Origin of the sequence: Streptomyces beijiangensis, assembly GCF_017315755.1 — a bacterium.
Classification (GTDB): domain Bacteria; phylum Actinomycetota; class Actinomycetes; order Streptomycetales; family Streptomycetaceae; genus Streptomyces; species Streptomyces beijiangensis.
This window is the reverse complement of the sequence record NZ_JAFLRJ010000126.1, coordinates 41148-56680: the sequence shown is the minus strand read 5'-3', so window position 1 is coordinate 56680 and position 15533 is coordinate 41148. Positions and strand designations below refer to the sequence as shown.

The following is a 15533-nucleotide window of genomic DNA, read 5'->3' as shown; positions in this document are numbered from 1 at the left end:
AGCCCGCCCTGACCGCTCTGCGCGAGCGCGGGCTCCCTCCCCGTACGGTCGACGGATTCCTCCGGCCGCTGCTCTCCGCGCTGCTCTGCGACCCCGCCCTCACCACATCGAGCCGCTGCGCCGACCTGGCCCTGCACGGCTACGCGCAGGGCCGCCTGTGCATCCCGGCGGGCGGCGCCGCGGTACTCCCCGAGCGACTCGCGGCGACACTGCCGCCCGGCACGGTACGGACCGGCGTGCGCGTGAAGTCCGTCGCGATCAACTCCGTCATCACCGAGGAACACGGCGAACTCTCCTGCCGCGGCCTGCTCCTCGCCACCGGCGCCCGCGCCGCCGCCGGCCTCCTCCCGGGGCTGCGCGTCCCCGCCTTCCACCCGGTGACGGTCCTCCACCACACGGCGCCCGGGCCCCCGCTCACCGACCCGGCGCTGCTCCTGGACGCCGACCGCGACAGCCCCGTCTCGCACACCGCGGTCATCAGCGAGGTCGACCCCACGCGCGCGCCGGACGGCCGGGCCCTGATCTCCACGACCGTCCTCGGTACGCCGCCCGACGACCTGGACCGGACCGTCCGCGCCCGGCTCGCGACGCTCTACGGCACCCCCACCGACGACTGGGAGCTTCTCGCCGTCCACCACGACCCCGAGGCGGTCCCCGCCATGAACCCGCCGCACGACCTGCGCCGCCCGGTCCGCCTGCTCGCCGGGCTCTACGTATGCGGCGACCACCGGGACACCAGCACGGTCCAGGGCGCCCTGTTCTCCGGGCGCCGGGCCGCCCAGGAGATCCTCCGCGACTTCGGCATCGCACCCGGATACGGAACCGCGCCGATCCCCGCCAAGGCGGCCGCCTAACCGAACGCCGCGACGCGGTCGCGGTACCCCCGTACCGCCGCCGCGTCGCGATAGGGCTCCAGGCGCCGCTCGAAGTCCCTCACGTACTCCACCGCCCGCGCGGAGCGCATCTCCCCCGCCTGCTGCGCCGCCTCCGCGCCCAGCGCGCACGCCTGGTCGAGCTCGCCGAGCCCGAGCCGCGCCGAGGCCAGCACGACCCGGCAGAAGAGCCGGGAGCGCGCGAAGACGGGCGAGCGCATCTGCAGCGACCGCTCCGCGTACTGCGCCGCCATCCGGAACTGCTGCAGATCACGGTGGCAGTGGCCGAATTCGTCCGCCAGCTGCGCCTCGTCGAAGAACCGCGCCCAGTAAGGGACTTCATCCCCCGGCCGCGCCGCCTCCATCGCCCGCTCGGCCCGTACGAGAGAAGCCGTGCAGGCCCGCACCTCCGCGAGGACCCCGTGCCCGCGCGCCTCCACCGAGTGCAGCAGCGCCTGTACGACGGGGGGCGCCGAACCCCCCACCCCCTGCTGGGCGACGCGCGCCAGCTGCACGGCCTCGCGCCCGTGCCCCAGATAGACGGCCTGCCGGCTCATCGTCACCAGCACATAGCTGCCGTACGCCCGGTCCCCCGCCGCCTGCGCGAGCCGGAGCGCCTGGACGAAGTAGCGCTGGGCGAGACCGTGGGCGGCGATGTCGTACGAGGTCCAGCCCGCGAGCCTGGTCAGGTCGGCGATGGCGGCGAAGAGCCTGCGCCCGGTCGCCTCGCCGTAGACGCCGCGCAGCATGGGCTCGGCCTCGTGTTCCAGATAGCGCACCAGGGCCTGCCGGGCGTGCCCGCCCCCGTACGCGTGGTCCAGCGATCTGAAGAGCTCCCCGACGGACCGCAGCGCCGCGATGTCCCCCGCCACGACCCGCTGCCCGGGGCCGCGGTCGGTGGTCCGCTGGCGCGGCACGGTCGGTGCGGGGGCGCGCCCCTGCACGCCCTGCACCGGAATCCGCGAACCGCTGTTCGCACCGTTGACCACACTGTTGACAGGGGCCGGGTCCCCGCGCCCCACCCGGTCGTCGGCCCGTCCGATCAGCCAGTCCCTGCTGGGCACCACGAGCCCTGCGGGGGTGAAGGCGATCTTCCGCAGCTCCGCATGGCTGCCGGAGTCCTTGCGCCAGAGCCCGCTGACGATGTCCACGGCCTCCTCCGGCGTACCGGCGAATTCCAGCCCCGCGTACACCGGGGCGCAGGCGTCGAGTCCCAGGTCCTGCGCCGATAAACGGCGCCCGAGACGCCGGGTGAACACCTCGGCGATGAGGGCGGGGGTGGTTCCGCGCGGCTGCTGGCCGCGCAGCCACCGGGTCACCGAGGTCTTGTCGTACCGAAGGTCGAGGCCGTGCTCGAGCCCGAGCTGGTCCACCCGCCGGGCGAGCCCGGCATTGGAGAATCCGGCTTCGGCGATGAGCGCGGCGAGCTGGCGGTTGGGCGTGCGCTGCGGAGGTCGTTCCGACATCAGCTGTACGGTCTCCTGCCTTCCGGGCCAGGGATCAGCCCTCATGGAACGGCGTGAATTTAGCGGCCCTCACCGGCTGTACCGCCGTCTTTGCCCCACGTTCATCCGATCGTGTGAGGAGGTGTCGTTTCTGCCTGCCGTTCTGCCCCGAGAACGCGCGTGTTCGACGCGGTCGTACAGTGGCTGGGGCGCGATATCGGCATGCGATGAGGAGCTGGCGTGAGTGAGCTGCGTTTTGACCGGCTGGGATTCGGCGATTTCGCCGTCGAGTACCGGGAGGCCTGGCAGAAGCAGCGCGAGGTGCATGCGGCACGGTTCGCGGACGAGGTCCCTGACACGGTGCTGCTCCTGGAGCACCCGCCGGTCTACACGGCGGGCCGCCGCACCGCCGACAACGAGCGGCCGCTGGACGGCACCCCGGTCGTGGACGTCGACCGCGGCGGGAAGATCACCTGGCACGGTTACGGACAGCTGATCGGCTACCCGATCCAGAAACTGCCCCGCCCCGTGGACGTCATCGCGCACCTGCGCCGCCTGGAGGACGCCCTCATCAGGGTCTGCGCCGACTTCGGCGTGGCCACCAGCCGGGTCGAGGGCCGCGCGGGCGTCTGGGTGCTCGGCGACCCCGTCGAGGAACGCCCCTCGCTGGGCGGCCTCTCCCTGGACTTCGACCCGCGTCTGACGGACGACGAGTTCGACCCCCGGATGAACGGGCCCGAGTACGCGCCCTCCAACGCGGGCCAGCGCCGCGAGGACCGCAAGATCGCCGCCATGGGCATCCGCGTCGCCAAGGGCGTGACGATGCACGGCTTCGCGCTCAACTGCAATCCGGACACGACCTTCTTCGACAAGATCGTCCCGTGCGGCATCCGCGACGCGGGTGTGACATCGCTCTCGTACGAACTGGGCCGCGAGGTCACGATCGCCGAGGTCCTGCCGTCGGCGGAGAAGCACCTGAGGGACGTACTGGAGAACGCGGACCTGGCGCCGCGCACGGTCGAGAACACCCCCGCCTGAGGAATGCCCCCTGCGTACCAGGGGTTGGCCAGAGATAACCGTACAAATATCGGGCGTACCCTGGTGTCCGCCGACGATTCGAAGCTGTAGAGGGAGCCGGACGTGTCCGCAGTCGCACCCGACGGACGCAAGATGCTGCGTCTGGAGGTCCGGAACAGCCAGACCCCCATCGAGCGCAAGCCCGAGTGGATCAAGACCCGGGCGAAGATGGGCCCCGAGTACACCAAGATGCAGGCCCTGGTGAAGTCCGAGGGTCTGCACACGGTCTGCCAGGAGGCGGGCTGTCCCAACATCTACGAGTGCTGGGAAGACCGCGAGGCGACCTTCCTCATCGGCGGCGACCAGTGCACGAGGCGCTGCGACTTCTGCCAGATCGACACGGGCAAGCCCGCCGCGCTCGACCTGGACGAGCCGCGCCGCGTGGGCGAGTCCGTCGTCACGATGGACCTGAACTACGCCACCATCACGGGCGTCGCACGCGACGACCTGGAGGACGGCGGTGCCTGGCTGTACGCGGAGACCGTGCGCCGGATCCACGCGATGACGGCGGAGCGCGAGGCCGGCCGTACGAAGGTCGAGCTCCTGATCCCCGACTTCAACGCGGTCCCCGAGCAGCTCGCCGAGGTCTTCTCCTCGCGCCCCGAGGTGCTGGCCCACAACGTGGAGACGGTCCCGCGCATCTTCAAGCGCATCCGCCCCGGCTTCCGTTACGAGCGCTCGCTCGAGGTCATCACCAAGGCCCGCGAGGCCGGTCTGGTCACCAAGTCCAACCTCATCCTGGGCATGGGCGAGGAGCGCGAGGAGATCAGCCAGGCGCTGCAGGACCTGTACGACGCGGGTTGCGAGCTCATCACGATCACCCAGTACCTGCGCCCCTCCGCGCGGCACCACCCCGTCGAGCGCTGGGTGAAGCCCGCCGAGTTCGTGGAGCTCAAGGAGGAGGCCGACGAGATCGGCTACTCCGGGGTCATGTCGGGCCCGCTGGTCCGTTCCTCGTACCGCGCGGGCCGTCTCTTCCAGCAGGCCATGGAGCGCCGCGCGGCACTCGCCGTGTGAAACTGCGGCCGTGTGAAACGGAACACGCACACCTACCGCTGAGTAATGGCCGAGATTACGCGGTCCGTACGGTCCCCGCAGGTGAGGGGGCCGGACGGGCCGCGTCCGCTGTTTCAGGGGTGGCGTCAAGGTTTCATTCGCGTTTGACCGGCCGGACATGCCTTGGTAACACCAATCAGTGACCCTAGGTTCACGCACAGCTGCATCCCCGCTGTATCCGCCGCCGTCCCGAGGGGGGACCCCACTCATGCAGGCCGCGACCTCGTCCGTACGCGCCACCGCCATCCCGTCCGTGACCGACGCGCTCCGCGCCGTCGAGTCGCTTCTGCTGAGCCGCGGCCAGCACACCGCGCGCCGCAACGCCTGGACTTCCGTGCTCGAAGACCGCCGCAGGGCCAAGGACCGGACCGAGACGCAGCACGTGGTGGAGGCCGTGGCCACCCGGACGTCGTAGTCCACTGCGTGGGCCGCGTAAACTTCTGGCCATGGCGAGGAAGGCAACAGCAGACGCAGAGTCTGAGAACCCCGGGCGACTCAAGCAGATCGCCCTGACCTACAAGATGACCCGCAAGGCCGACCCCAAGGTCGGTCTTATTGTCGGGGGCCTGGGCGTTGTCGTCTTCGGCATCCTCCTCGGCGTCGGCTTCTTGATCGGTCACCCCATCTACCTGGGAATCCTGGGCTTCCTGCTGGCCTTCCTCGCGATGGCGATCGTCTTCGGACGCCGCGCCGAGCGAGCGGCCTTCGGACAGATGGAGGGCCAGCCCGGTGCGGCGGCCGCAGTGCTCCAGAACGTGGGCCGCGGCTGGACTACGACCCCTGCGGTCGCGATGAACCGCAGTCAGGACGTGGTGCACCGCGCGGTCGGCAAGGCTGGCATCGTGCTGGTGGCCGAGGGCAACCCGAACCGGGTCAAGACCCTGCTGGCGGCCGAGAAGAAGAAGATGAACCGCATCGTGGTGGACGTCCCGGTGCACGACATCATGGTCGGCAACGGCGAGGGCCAGGTGCCGCTGAAGAAGGTCCGCACCACGATGCTCAAGCTCCCGCGCGTGCTGACCGGTGCGCAGGTCACGTCGGCCACCGACCGGCTGCGCGCGATGGGCGACCTGATGTCGAACATGCCGCTCCCCAAGGGCCCCATGCCGAAGGGCGCGCGGATGCCGCGCGGCGGTGGCAAGACGGGCTGACGCCCGTTCCCGCATTTCCCGCACTTCCCCGTACGTACACACAAGGCGGCCCGGACCAGAATTGGTCCGGGCCGCTTCTCTTTGTCCGTATGCCGGGATTCAGATACGCACCTGAACGGCGCGTGCGAGCCGGTCGTGCAGCCCGCGCCCGTCGCGGTCCCAGATCAGGGCCGGAACGGCGAGGCAGAGCAGCACGGACCGCGCGAGGGCCCATCCGGCGCCCAGCCGTCCGCCGTTCTCCGAGACGACGCGCAGCCCGAGGAGCCGCTTGCCGGGGGTGAACCCGACCGTCGAGACGGTCAGCGCGCTCAGTACGAAGAAGACGAGCAGCGCCCAGTTGCCGGCCGCGTGCTGGTCACCGCGTGCGATCAGGCCGTATGCGATCACCATGCACAGCGCCCAGTCGATGAAGATGGCGCCGAACCGGCGCCCCAGCGGCGCGATGGCGCCCCGCCCCTCCTCGGGCAGCCCGAGGCGCTTGCCCCGGTACCCGAAGTCCCCACCAGCCATGTCCTTGGTGGCCTCGCCCGGCCCGGAGAGCCACGATCCGACTACGTCCCTGTTGTCCACCTGTACACGGTACTGCGCCCGCTTTGGCACACTTGAGGGAGGGGCCCGGACGGTCCCCGTTCGACCAGGGCGGTTAACTTCGTCGAAACAAATGGGTCACGCATGAGAAATCCTGCGTGCCTATGGTCGGGTCCAGCGTGTGCCACCGCACAGGCCGCACGCACCACGAGCTGCAACCCCGTCCCTCCCCGGACGGGAGTAGGAGGAGTTGGATGTTCCAGAACGCCGACGACGCGAAGAAGTTCATCGCCGACGAGGACGTGAAGTTCGTCGATGTACGGTTCTGCGACCTGCCGGGAGTGATGCAGCACTTCACCATTCCCGCAACGGCGTTCGACCCGAACGAGGAGCTCGCGTTCGACGGTTCGTCGATCCGCGGCTTCCAGGCCATCCACGAGTCCGACATGGCGCTGCGCGCGGACCTCTCGACGGCACGGGTTGACCCCTTCCGCAAGGACAAGACGGTCAACATCAACTTCTTCATCCACGACCCGATCACGGGTGAGCAGTACAGCCGCGACCCGCGCAACATCGCCAAGAAGGCCGAGGCCTACCTCGCGTCGACCGGTATCGCGGACACCGCGTACTTCGGTCCCGAGGCCGAGTTCTACGTCTTCGACAACGTCCGCTTCGCGACGTCGGCGAACGAGAGCTTCTACCACATCGACTCCGAGGCCGGCGCCTGGAACACCGGGTCGACGGAGAACAACCGCGGCTACAAGGTGCGCTACAAGGGCGGGTACTTCCCGACCCCGCCGGTCGACCACTTCGCCGACCTGCGCGCCGAGATCTCCCTGGAGCTGGAGGCCTCCGGCCTGCAGGTCGAGCGCCAGCACCACGAGGTCGGCACGGCCGGCCAGGCGGAGATCAACTACAAGTTCAACACGCTGCTCGCCGCGGCCGACGACCTGATGCTCTTCAAGTACATCGTGAAGAACGTGGCCTGGCGCAACGGCAAGACCGCGACCTTCATGCCGAAGCCGATCTTCGGCGACAACGGCTCGGGCATGCACGTCCACCAGTCGCTGTGGCAGGGCGGCGTCCCGCTCTTCTACGACGAGCAGGGTTACGCGGGCCTCTCGGACATGGCCCGCTACTACATCGGCGGCATCCTCAAGCACGCCCCGTCGCTCCTGGCCTTCACGAACCCGACGGTGAACTCGTACCACCGCCTGGTGCCCGGCTTCGAGGCCCCGGTCAACATGGTGTACTCGCAGCGCAACCGCTCGGCGGCGATGCGTATCCCGATCACCGGCTCGAACCCGAAGGCCAAGCGCGTCGAGTTCCGCGCCCCGGACCCGTCGTCCAACCCGTACCTCGCCTTCTCCGCACTGATGATGGCGGGCCTGGACGGCATCAAGAACAAGATCGAGCCGGCCGAGCCGATCGACAAGGACCTGTACGAGCTGGCTCCCGAGGAGCACGCCAACGTCCAGCAGGTCCCGACGTCGCTCCCGGCCGTTCTGGACGCACTCGAGGCGGACCACGACTACCTCCTCGCGGGCGGCGTCTTCACGCCCGACCTGATCGAGACGTGGGTCGACTACAAGCGCGTCCACGAGATCGCCCCGATCCAGCTGCGCCCGCACCCGCACGAGTTCGAGCTGTACTTCGACCTCTAAAGGTCGGGGGTCAGGCATCTCTGACCCGTAGCCGCACACTGCAGTGAGGGCCGTCATCCCGTTCCCCGGGGTGGCGGCCCTCACTCATGGGGTGCCGCACGTCATCGGGAGGCGGTACGGGCAGAGGACGGCGCAGCACATGCCCGGCCATACCGCGTCCGTCACCGCCGCCCTCTCGCGCGCCCCGGCAGTCGGTCCGACTCCCGGCGCCACCCGAATGGCCACCCTGCGTGACAGCTCTGGGGTGTGTGTCGTTGAGGGGGCACCTACGAGATGGCCGGAGGCCGCTTTGAGTACCGTTGCGCACGCGCCCCACCCCGAGCACACCCATCAGCACGGCGCGGACTGCGGGCACGTTGCCGTACCGCACGACGATCACGTGGACTACGCGCACGACGGGCATCTGCACCGCGTGCACGGTGACCACGCCGATGAGTGCGAGGCCGACGGGCACTCCGCCCACGACGACCATGCACACCAGCACGGTGAGGGGTGCGGGCACGTCGCCGTGCCTCATGGGGATCACGTCGACTATGTGCACGACGGGCATCGGCACGCCGATCATGGCGGGCACTGGGATGACCACTGACGGTGGGTGAGTTACTCCAGGCCACGCTTGCCCGGGGTCCGGAACGGCTTGGTCAGACTCTTCGCCTCGCCCGCCACATAGGCCGCGCCGCCCTCGGGCGGGGTGAGCAATTCCGTCTCATCAAGCTGTCTCCTTGATGTTCACACATAGGCGAGCAGGGACTGCAGCGGGCGCGGTACGTGCGTGAGGCTCAGGGCGTCCACCAGGGCGTGGGCGTACTGGGCCTTTCTGCCGCTGTGCGTGCCCATGAAGCGGCGGAGCTGCTGTTCCGGGGTGCGGTCCCGCTGGGCGGGCTGCTTCTGGAAGGTGCGGAGCTGGCGCAACTCGCCCTGCTCGGTGATCACTTGCTCCACTGCCGGGGCCCCCAGGGCACGGATCAGTTCGTCCTCCAGGTCCGCATCGCAGACGTAGAAACCCTGCGGCTCCACTCCCGCTTCCGTCAGCGCACGCCGGAAGTAGCGCTCCTCCCCCGCGTCGCAGAGGCCCGCCAGGGCGATGTCCAGGCCCTGGGGACCGAAGAGGTTCAGGAATCTGGTGATACTCGTCGCGCCGCCGAGCGGGACGACGGCGATGGCCTCGTCGTCCAGGTTCCGGTTCTGACGGGCGGCCAGTGCTTGTACGGCCGCCAGGTCGCTCACCCCTTCGACCAGTACGACCGTGCGCAGGTCTGCTGTGGCGGCCAGTTCCTGCGCCGCCGCAGCCGCCGCCTCCGCGTCCGCGCCTCCTGCCGCCCAGGCGACTGCCGCCCTGCTGAACCGGGTTGTCTGATCCATGCGCCCAAGTCTCGCAGGTCCGGCGCGTATTACCTCAGAAGTAATCGACCCGCTCGCGGCCTCCCGGCAAGCTGAAGTCATCCGGAACCCGGGCGGCGCACTCCGCCCGGGGACCGGCACCCGATGACTCTGGAGGCCGATTCACCATGTCCGTACACGAGACCGCTGTCGCCCGCTACCTCGAGGCCTGGAACGCCAAGGGCGCCGAGAACATCGCCAAGGCCGTCGCCGCCGCCTGGACCGAGGACGGCAGTTACACCGACCCGCTCGTCGAGGTCATCGGGCAGGACGGCGTCGCGGCTGTGATCGCCGGGGCCCAGGCGCAGTTCCCCGGGTTCGAGTTCCGGCAGGCCGGGGCCGTCGACGGGCACCACGGGATCGCCCGCTTCGGGTGGGAGCTGGTGTCGGTCGCGGACGGGTCCGCGCCGGTCGCCGGGTTCGATGTGATCGCGCTCGCCGAGGACGGGCGCATTCGTACGGTGCACGGGTTCCTCGACCGGGTGCCTGCGTCCGCCTGACGGCGCGCTGGTTAGCATCCGACGGTGACGACGCCTGTGGACGAAGCTTTCGAGAGTGCGGCCGGCCGGGCCGATGTGGCGTGGCTGGCCGCCCGTGTCGACGCGCAGATGTGCGCGCCGGCCGTCCTCGGGCGTCTTGTGCGGCACGAGGATCCCCGAGTGCGGCATCTGGGTATTGTGCTGCTCGGAGAGCGGGTCGACTCCGTGACTGAAGAGCCTCAACTCGCCGAGCTGGCAGCGCTGTTGCCGGATTCGCCGGAAGGCACGCCCGAGGCCTCGCTCCTACTCGCCGCGCTGTACGAGCGCCTGTGGTACAGCCGTCAGTGGCCGGACCGGCGCGCGGTGGACCGGCTTCCTGCGCGCGTTCGGATCGCCTGGCTGCGCGCGGAGCTCGTCAATCAGCCGGAGTCGCTCCGTGCCGAGCCTGCGGGCGAGCTGCTGTACCAGGCCGTACGGGAGATGAGCATCGCCCGCACCCCGCGCCCCGGGCCGCTCGTCGCCGGGCTCGTGGACAGCGGGGACGCGGTACTGGAGGGTGCCGGGCTGCGGCTGGCGCGGGAAGGGCTGCACGCAGGGGTGCTCGCGCCCTCGTTCGTACGGGAGCAACTCGTACGGCTGCTCGGCAGTGTCGGTGCGGAGGTCGTCGGCGGTGCGCTGCGGGAGCTCGGGGAGCCCTGGGCGGCGCTGGAGCCTTTGCCCGTCGGGGTGTTCTCACGCTTCCTCGATGCTGGGGCCACTGGAGACGCGGCGCTCACCGCGGCCGCCCGGCACGGGCATCGCGGTCTGCTGCGGCACGTCGTGGAGAGCGCCGAGCAGCCGCCCGGACTTCGGCGGCGCGCGATGGAGCTGCTCGGGGAGCTGGCGGAACGGGACGAGATCGGTGCGCTGATCGGCATCGCGGGGACGGATCCGCTTCTGCTCGGCGGGCCCTTGGTGCGCTGTCTGCGCGGGCTTCACCGGCGTGGGCACTTCGCCGGGAGTGGGGAGGTGGCGGGCGTGGTGGAGCTGGCGCTGGCCGATCACTCGGTTCCGGCGCGTGAGGTGGCGACGGTTCTGTTCACCTGCCGTGAGGAGCTCCTGCGCGTACTTCTCGATGTCCCCGTCGACGATCCGGGCTGGCCGCGGCGGCTCGATCTGCTGGTCGCGCTGGAGGCGCAGGGTACGCACGGGCTTCCGGTCGGGGAGGCGATCACGCGGCTTCTTCCTCTTGTCGTTTCGCCCGGACCGTTCCTCTGCGCGATACGGGAGTTGCGGTACGCGGCGGCCGAGGACGCCGTGCTCGCGCTGCTGCCCTCCGTTCCTTCGGCGGCACTCGGCGCACTGGAGGCTGTCGGCGGGGAGCGGACGGTCGCGGTGCTGCGGGACGGGCTGGGTCTCGGGCCCGGCCTCGGCCTCGTCGCGCCGTATTTCCGTGCCGTACGGGACCGGGCGCTGGAGCTGCTCTGGCATCTGACCCGGGATCCCGCCGACCGGCGTGATCTCCTCGCCCGGCTCGACCCGGTCGGCCTCCCTGCGCGTATCGCCTCCGGCCTCGGCGGCCCCGACGAGGTCGAACTGGCGCTGCTGAGCTCACACTTGGATGCCGGCGAACCCGTGGCATCCCTCTGCCGGCTGGCCGCCCACGGTGGCGCGGCGACGCTGCCGGTCCTCGCCGATCTGCTGCTGCGCGTCGTCGCCGAACTGGCGGTGACCGAGGATTCGGGCAGCGAGCCCGCCGTATCGCAGGAAGTCCTCGACGCACTGCGGGCGTTGGGGCTTCGGCTCCATGAGCGCGGCAGGATCCGGCCGGTCTGTCTGCTCGACGCGGTGGACGGGCGGGAGGCCGGCGACGCCCTCGTGGCGAGCATGGTGCTGGATCTCCTCGACCGGTCCGGGCTGTCCGCCGACGAACAGTCGATCCTGCTGGAGCTGCTGCTCCGGGCTCCCTCCGCGCGCATCCGGCCACGCGTGCACCGGCTGCTGCGCCACCGCGACCCGCAGGTGCGCAAGCACGTGATCCGGCTGCTGGCGGCCGATGCGTCGGGGGACGGCGCCGAGGCGTTGTCGGCGACGCTGATCCCGCTGACCGCTGCCCCGGACATCCAGACCGTACGGCAGGCCCTGCTCGCCCTCGGCCAGGTGCGGGCCCGCTGGGCGTCCGCCGCGATCGCCGCCTGTCTCGGCCATCCGAACATGAACATCAAGAAGACCGCTGCCGGGGCACTGGTCCTGGCCGGCGCCCCGGCTGCCGTACCGGATCTGCTCTTCTGGCTCGGGCGGCACGACAACCCGGGGTTCCGCCGGTCGCTCGTCGATGCGCTGCGCGCCGTTCTCGGCGAGGCGTACGCGGCGACCCTTCGCGCCGCCATGGAGCGGAGCGGGGACGAACGCACCCGGCGGCTGCTGTCGGAGGGGCTGGAGACCACCCGGCGGGCGCCGGTGCACGGCGGCGAGGACCGTGACATCAGGCGGCTGGTGGACGGGGGTTGGAACCCCTTGCTCGCGGACCGCATCGCGGAGCGGCCTCAACTCCCTTCCACGAAAAGGCTTCAGGAGCTTCGGCCCCTGCTGGCCGAGTGGCTGAGGCTGGCCGAAACCGGGCCCGGCCTCCGGGACCGGGTGGTGCGGCTGGTGCTGCGGCTGTGTCCCGCGCCGTGGACCGACGGGGAACTGGCGGCCTTCGCCCGGTCGGTACGGGTGCTCCTCGACGCGCTCGCCGGTGCCGCGCCGGGCGGCGAGGTCCGGGACGGCCGGGAGGTCCGGGAGGTCCGGGACGGCATCGTCGCGGTCCTGGAGGAGGTCGCGCCGGTGCTGTCCGTGGTCGAGCGGGCGGTCGTCGCCGATGCGGTGCGCGCCGGAGGGGCGCTCTCGCTGACGCTGCTGCGCCGTTGCGGTGCCGTACTGGTCCGCGCCGACCTCGACCGGGCACTCGCGGTGGCACGGCGCGGGGCCGACCCCTGGCCGGCCGAGGCCGCCGTACTGCGGGATGCGTTCGACATCAGGCCTACGGAGGCGAAGGCGGAAGCGGAAGCACCGCGCTCCCGTGAACAGCTGGCCGCGCTTGCCGGGGAGTACTCCGCCGCCGGCCCCGAAGCCCGCACGGATCTCCTCGACCGGATGGAGTCGCTCCAGCCCCTGGACGCACCGCCGTGGACCATCGCCGAGACCGCGAACACACCTGCGGACGCACCGCGCGCCGTACGCAACGACGGCCTCGACCAGCCCCGTTCGGCCGCCCAGCGCCAACGCCTGCTGGCCATGCTGGACGCGCCCGCGCAGGAGAGCCGGACCACGGCCGCCGTGGCCCTGCTGAAGTGGCCCGAGCGCGCCGCCGCGCTGCCCGTCCTGCGGGCCTGCCTCCACGGGCGCGTCGACGTACCCGAGTTCCCCGGCCTCCCCTGCATGCTGGTCGCCCTCGACGAGACGGAGCTCCGGGCCCCCGGCGTGCTCCACGACAGGGCGGTCCGGATGCTCTGGCATCTTCCGGCGGAGCAACTCGGGTCGCTGGTACCGCTGTTGCTGGACTGGTGGCAGCAGGACCCGCCCGCCGTACGGTCGGACATCGGGCGGGTCCTCCGCTCCTGCGTCCCCGCCGACACACTGGCGGTGGCCCTCCGCGAGCGCCTCGACGCCGGCGGCTGGGGGTTCCTCGACCTCCTGGCCGGCAGCCCGCTCCTGCGTACCCCCGAGCTGACGGAGACCGTACGGCGGCTGCGCGCGGAGGGCCATGACGATCTCGCCGACGGACTCCGCCTCGTCGACGGTCCGCTGCGGGGTCCGGATGCCGTACGGGAGGATGCCGCAGCCCTGTCGGCGCTCCGCGAGCGCACCCCGGCGCGGACTCCGGAGCCCCTCACCCGGCAGGGGCTGTACGCAGCGGCCCGCACCGGCTCCCCGGAGCAGATCCGGCGCGCGCTGACCCGCCTCACCGAGGAGCGACAGGGCCCCGGGCCCGAGCTCCCGCTGCTCCCAGCGCTCCCACTGCTCCTGCGCGAGTTGCTGACCCACCCCAGGCCGGGGGTGCGCCTGCACGCCCACCGCACCGCGCGGGCGCTGCTCGACCGGGAGGCGTATCTGGAGCTCACGTCGCTCCTGCTGGACGATCCGCAGCCGGACGTGGTGCGCCTGGCGGTACGTACCGTGTCCCACGCCGGCTGGGAGCCGGCGGTCCCCGCCCTGACCGCGCTCCTTGAGCACCCGCATCCCGTCGTACGGAAGGCGGCGGCCGAGGGTCTCCTGCGGATGGGCGCACCTGCCGTTCCCGCGCTCCGGCACGCCGCCGCCCGCGCCCGCCCCGACAAGCGGTCCCTCTACACCGGGCTGCTCGACGAGCTGCTGCCGCCCGGCCCGTGAGGGCGGGCCTTCGGCGAGAGGTCGGGTGGGCGGCGCTCGGTTAGCCTGGGGGCACGATGAACTTGACGACCTCATGGGGCGACTTCGCCCTGACCCGATTCCCCGAGGACCCCCGCGATCAGCTGCGGGCGTGGGATGCCGCCGACGACTATCTGCTCCAGCACCTGGCGGAACTGGAGCGGGTGCAGCAGCAGGATCCGGAGTCGGATCCGGAGCTGGAGCTGGATCCGGAGCTGGTTCCGGACCCCGCGCCCGGCCCTGCCGGGTCCGTCGTCGTGGTGGGTGACCGGTGGGGGGCGCTGACCACGGCGCTGAACGGGCGTGGGCCCGTACAGATCACCGATTCCTTCCTCGCGCAGCAGGCGACCCGGGCGAATCTGGCGCGCAGCGGGGCCGAAACCGGTGCCGTACGGCTGCTGACCACGCTGGATGCCGTACCCGCGCGGATCGATCTGCTGGTTGTACGGGTGCCGAAGAGCCTGGCGCAGCTTGAGGACCAGCTGCACCGGCTCGCGCCCTCGCTGCACGCGGACACCGTCGTCGTCGGGGGCGGGATGGTCAAGGAGATCCACACCTCGACGCTGAAGCTCTTCGAGCAGATCGTGGGGCCCACGCGGACCTCGCTCGCCGTGAAGAAGGCGCGGCTGATCTTCGCGGCCCCCGACATGGAGATCCCCCGCAGCGGCAGCCCCTGGCCCCGTCGGTACGTACTGGACGAGGACTCCGGGACCGGATCGGGACTGCCGGTCACCAATCATGCCGGGATCTTCTGCGCCGAGCGCCTCGACATGGGCACGCGGTTCCTGCTGAAGCATCTGCCGAGGCGGAGCGGCAGCGAGCGCGTGCTCGACCTGGGCTGTGGCAACGGGATCGTGGGTACGGCGGCCGCGGTCGACAACCCCGACGCGGAGATCGTGTTCGTGGACGAGTCCTTCCCGGCCGTCGCCTCGGCCGAGGCGACCTTCCGGGAGAACGTCGGCGAGGGGCACAAGGCGGAGTTCCTCGTCGGTGACGGGACGTCCTCGATCCCTGCCGGGTCGGTGGATCTCGTACTGAACAATCCGCCCTTCCACACCCATCAGTCGATCACCGACCAGTCGGCCCGGCGGATGTTCAGCGGGGCGCGTGCCGTGCTGAGGCCCGGCGGCGAGCTGTGGGTCGTGGGCAACCGGCACCTGGGGTACCACCAGATGCTGCGGCGCGTCTTCGGGAACTGTGAAGTCGTCGCGGGTGACCCGAAGTTCGTGGTGCTGCGGGCCGTCAAGCGGGGCTGACTGCGGAGTACGGTGGAGGAGTGGGCGCAGTGGACGACGCCGACGAGAGCCCGGTCGGCGCCATTGGCCGGGTGACCGTCTCGATTCCCGCGGGCGGACCGGGCGAGGTGCTCGTGGCCGTGCGGGGCGGGACGGAGGCTTTCGCCGCGTGGGCGCGTATGCCGATCGCCCGGCATTGTCTGGTCATCGTTGCGGACGTGATGTCGGCCCGCTCCGTGCTGGTTGAGCCGTTTCCTCCCTCCTCCTAGTACACG

General features: G+C 71.0%; 14 protein-coding genes. 11 read left to right on the top strand and 3 right to left on the bottom strand.

Annotated elements, in window-relative coordinates; all coding sequences use genetic code 11:
* The coding region (locus J0695_RS14055) for an FAD-dependent oxidoreductase (protein ID WP_206962355.1) at positions 1 to 854 on the top strand (854 nt) is incomplete at its 5' end.
* Here J0695_RS14055 and J0695_RS14050 read toward each other — a convergent pair.
* A complete protein-coding gene (locus tag J0695_RS14050; RefSeq protein ID WP_206962354.1) occupies positions 851 to 2338 on the bottom strand; it encodes an NsdA family TPR-like regulatory protein in 1488 nt (495 codons plus the stop codon). The two genes, J0695_RS14055 and J0695_RS14050, sit on opposite strands and share 4 nt — an antisense overlap.
* 219 nt (positions 2339 to 2557) lie before the next feature.
* On the opposite strand from J0695_RS14050, the gene lipB reads away from it, so the two are divergent.
* The 4 genes from lipB to J0695_RS14030 all read left to right on the top strand — a co-directional run bounded on the left by lipB (position 2558) and on the right by J0695_RS14030 (position 5601).
* Positions 2558 to 3355 carry a lipoyl(octanoyl) transferase LipB gene (gene lipB / locus J0695_RS14045; RefSeq protein WP_206962353.1) on the top strand — a complete coding sequence of 266 codons (798 nt, stop codon included), beginning with the start codon at positions 2558 to 2560 and terminating at the stop codon, positions 3353 to 3355.
* A gap of 102 nt (positions 3356 to 3457) precedes the next feature.
* Positions 3458 to 4411, top strand: coding sequence for a lipoyl synthase (gene lipA / locus J0695_RS14040; RefSeq protein WP_206962352.1), 954 nt, complete (start codon positions 3458 to 3460; stop codon positions 4409 to 4411).
* Positions 4412 to 4658: 247 nt separating this feature from the next.
* Positions 4659 to 4865, top strand: coding sequence for an SCO2195 family GlnR-regulated protein (locus tag J0695_RS14035; RefSeq protein ID WP_206962351.1), 207 nt, complete (start codon positions 4659 to 4661; stop codon positions 4863 to 4865).
* A gap of 31 nt (positions 4866 to 4896) precedes the next feature.
* Positions 4897 to 5601, top strand: a complete 705-nt coding sequence (locus J0695_RS14030; RefSeq protein WP_206962350.1) for a DUF4191 domain-containing protein — start codon at positions 4897 to 4899, stop codon at positions 5599 to 5601.
* A gap of 99 nt (positions 5602 to 5700) precedes the next feature.
* Here the strand turns inward: J0695_RS14030 and J0695_RS14025 are convergent, their stop codons facing one another.
* A complete protein-coding gene (locus tag J0695_RS14025; RefSeq protein ID WP_206962349.1) occupies positions 5701 to 6171 on the bottom strand; it encodes an RDD family protein in 471 nt (156 codons plus the stop codon).
* 212 nt (positions 6172 to 6383) lie between these two features.
* Here J0695_RS14025 and glnA point away from each other — a divergent pair, with 212 nt between their 5' ends.
* On the top strand, positions 6384 to 7793 hold the full coding sequence (gene glnA, locus J0695_RS14020) for a type I glutamate--ammonia ligase (RefSeq protein ID WP_206962348.1): 1410 nt from the start codon (positions 6384 to 6386) through the stop codon (positions 7791 to 7793).
* A 289-nt stretch (positions 7794 to 8082) separates the two neighbouring features.
* Positions 8083 to 8382: a hypothetical protein gene (locus tag J0695_RS14015; RefSeq protein ID WP_206962347.1), complete on the top strand. Its 300-nt coding sequence runs from the start codon at positions 8083 to 8085 to the stop codon at positions 8380 to 8382.
* Positions 8383 to 8522: 140 nt separating this feature from the next.
* Here J0695_RS14015 and J0695_RS14010 read toward each other — a convergent pair whose 3' ends face one another.
* Positions 8523 to 9155: a TOPRIM nucleotidyl transferase/hydrolase domain-containing protein gene (locus tag J0695_RS14010; protein ID WP_206962346.1), complete on the bottom strand. Its 633-nt coding sequence runs from the start codon at positions 9153 to 9155 to the stop codon at positions 8523 to 8525.
* A 146-nt stretch (positions 9156 to 9301) separates the two neighbouring features.
* Here J0695_RS14010 and J0695_RS14005 point away from each other — a divergent pair, with 146 nt between their 5' ends.
* Genes J0695_RS14005 through J0695_RS13990 form a run of 4 tightly spaced genes read left to right on the top strand, consistent with a single transcriptional unit; the run spans position 9302 to position 15527 of the window.
* Positions 9302 to 9673, top strand: coding sequence for a nuclear transport factor 2 family protein (locus J0695_RS14005; RefSeq protein WP_206962345.1), 372 nt, complete (start codon positions 9302 to 9304; stop codon positions 9671 to 9673).
* A 24-nt stretch (positions 9674 to 9697) separates the two neighbouring features.
* Complete coding sequence (locus J0695_RS14000) at positions 9698 to 14005, top strand: HEAT repeat domain-containing protein (RefSeq protein ID WP_206962344.1); 4308 nt, start codon at positions 9698 to 9700, stop codon at positions 14003 to 14005.
* A 56-nt stretch (positions 14006 to 14061) separates the two neighbouring features.
* Positions 14062 to 15279 (top strand): methyltransferase, encoded by a 1218-nt coding sequence (locus J0695_RS13995; RefSeq protein ID WP_206962343.1) that lies wholly within the window; start codon positions 14062 to 14064, stop codon positions 15277 to 15279.
* A gap of 29 nt (positions 15280 to 15308) precedes the next feature.
* Positions 15309 to 15527 carry an NfeD C-terminal domain-containing protein gene (locus J0695_RS13990; protein ID WP_206962342.1) on the top strand — a complete coding sequence of 73 codons (219 nt, stop codon included), beginning with the start codon at positions 15309 to 15311 and terminating at the stop codon, positions 15525 to 15527.
* Positions 15528 to 15533: the final 6 nt, after the last annotated feature.

Bases quoted from the DNA above. Each gene is read 5' to 3' on its own strand.
- J0695_RS14030 (WP_206962350.1), top strand. From the start codon at position 4,897: ATGGCGAGGAAGGCAACAGCAGACGCAGAGTCTGAGAACCCCGGGCGA.
- J0695_RS14005 (WP_206962345.1), top strand. From the start codon at position 9,302: ATGTCCGTACACGAGACCGCTGTCGCCCGCTACCTCGAGGCCTGGAAC.
- J0695_RS13995 (WP_206962343.1), top strand. From the start codon at position 14,062: ATGAACTTGACGACCTCATGGGGCGACTTCGCCCTGACCCGATTCCCC.
- J0695_RS14050 (WP_206962354.1), bottom strand. From the start codon at position 2,338: ATGTCGGAACGACCTCCGCAGCGCACGCCCAACCGCCAGCTCGCCGCG.
- glnA (WP_206962348.1), top strand. From the start codon at position 6,384: ATGTTCCAGAACGCCGACGACGCGAAGAAGTTCATCGCCGACGAGGAC.
- J0695_RS14010 (WP_206962346.1), bottom strand. From the start codon at position 9,155: ATGGATCAGACAACCCGGTTCAGCAGGGCGGCAGTCGCCTGGGCGGCA.
- J0695_RS14035 (WP_206962351.1), top strand. From the start codon at position 4,659: ATGCAGGCCGCGACCTCGTCCGTACGCGCCACCGCCATCCCGTCCGTG.